Origin of the sequence: Flavobacterium sp. FPG59, from assembly GCF_002150205.1 — a bacterium.
Lineage (GTDB): Bacteria > Bacteroidota > Bacteroidia > Flavobacteriales > Flavobacteriaceae > Flavobacterium.
Map to the genome: position 1 here is coordinate 1 of NZ_MTCA01000345.1, position 1,831 is coordinate 1,831.

The window sequence follows — 1,831 nt, forward strand, 5'->3', positions numbered from 1 at the left end:
TCATAGTCTAGTTTACTTTTATTATTTTTTCAATTTTAACATTAGCAATATTATCTGTACCTGCATCTGAAATTTTAAAAATTTTATTTTTTGAAAGAGTCAATGGACCTTCACGTACTAAAATTTCACCGGGTTTATCATATTTTATTGTCATACTAGTTTGTCCATTTATTATTGCACCAAACCCTTCTTTTTGTCTTTTTGTTAAAGCAGTACCTTGAGAAAGCTTATTTTCAATTATTATGGTATCCTCAATTTTTCCAAGTGCATTTTTCTTAATCAATAACACATCAGCTTTCATAAATCCTCCTGCAGTAACAAGAGGAACTTCTGTTAATACATCGTAAAGCTCAAGTTCTTTTGTTGTTAAACCTAAATTTTCAGCTAAATCTTCAAATAACTTCCCAGATTTAAGTTTTATTGCATCTGTTATGTTTTTACTTAAACGATTACCTGTTGCAACAACTTCCCCAAAATTAGATATTTTTGAACTTCTGTTTATCCAATTTCCTAATTTTTCTTTAGAGGCAGATGAGGTTGTTAATTCTGCGATTTCATCAGGAAAATTTTCATAATCTGCTCTTATAAATTTATTTTTATGACCGACAATTGCTTCAGCATATCGACTATCTGCATTTAGTAATGCTACAAAGTCACTATCACAATCATCTAGAAATTTGCTAAGTGTTGCTCCTGCTTTATCATCAGTAAGTTGAGAAATAAACTTTTGAACATCTGGACTTAGTTTTTCAAATTTTCTAAGATATGCTGCGTTTTTAAGAACGTATGTACTTCCTCCATCATATAAGCGTTGATAGGTACCCATACCATCTTCACCCCGATAGCGCGGATTTGCAATCCGTGCCCACAAAGCAAATCTACATGAAAAGAAAGAAACCCCAATCGCTGTGGTATACAAAAACATGTTTTTAAAGAAAGACGGTTTTTAAAACCACACCAAACTTTATCGCGAACTGATAGCGCGGATTTGCAATCCGTGCCCACAACGATGATCCACAAACATAATCCCTAACCTCATTCATACCTACACGAGAACAAAGAAATACGAGCTATGTTTTTTTATAGCTTTTATTGTATTTTTAAATAAAAAAAATGTCAACAAAATATAAAGCAACAACAACAGATCAGGCATATTTTATAACTATTACAACAGTAGGTTGGGTTGATATACCCCGATAGCGCGGATTTGCAATCCGTGCCCAGAACGATGAGCCCGATGGCTCGGATATGACGAGTATTCTCCCCGATAGCGCGGAATTGCATTCCGTGCCCACAAAGTTCATCAACAATCTAAAATAAGTCCAACATTACAACATCTAAATCATTGTCTAAGCCCGCATAATTTCTAGCAGAACTAAAATAATAATCCTCTTGTGAGCTAACTACTTTCTCTTTTACAGGATTGTTATGGATATAATTCACTTTTTGTTTTATGAACCAATTGGTTTCTATTATTTCAGCGTGATAGCCGTCTTGCCACCCGAGCCTGAAAGTGCGAATTGGCGAAGCATACTTTATAGCTTTGGTCTCTCTTAAGATGCGCACACGCTTGTTCAAAATATGCCAAAAGCCACTCCCTGCGACTCTCTGGTTCTTCTATTATTGTTTGAATAATTTTCTTGGAAGTGTATTTTTTAAAATCACGCATGACATCAGATAGAATAAAACCATTTGTGGCTTTGCACATTAAATGGATATGACTGTGCATAATGCAATACGCATAAATCTCAAGTCCTTTTTTCTCCTGACAATATTGCAAAGCATTAACAATATTGTACTTTTGGTTGAGTCGCGTAAATATATCAACCCA

General features: G+C 34.4%; 1 protein-coding gene and 2 pseudogenes. 1 reads left to right on the plus strand and 2 read right to left on the minus strand.

The annotated features are described in order from the left end of the window. Positions 1–7: 7 nt before the first annotated feature. Positions 8–919 (minus strand): hypothetical protein, encoded by a 912-nt coding sequence (locus FPG59_RS16905; protein ID WP_217875946.1) that lies wholly within the window; start codon positions 917–919, stop codon positions 8–10. A 194-nt stretch (positions 920–1,113) separates the two neighbouring features. Between FPG59_RS16905 and FPG59_RS17065 the strand changes: the two are divergent. Continuing rightward, positions 1,114–1,191 (plus strand): annotated as a pseudogene (locus FPG59_RS17065) (transposase); the annotation flags it as partial. Positions 1,192–1,311: 120 nt separating this feature from the next. Here the strand turns inward: FPG59_RS17065 and FPG59_RS15800 are convergent. Beyond that, a pseudogene (locus FPG59_RS15800) lies at positions 1,312–1,831 on the minus strand (transposase); the annotation flags it as partial.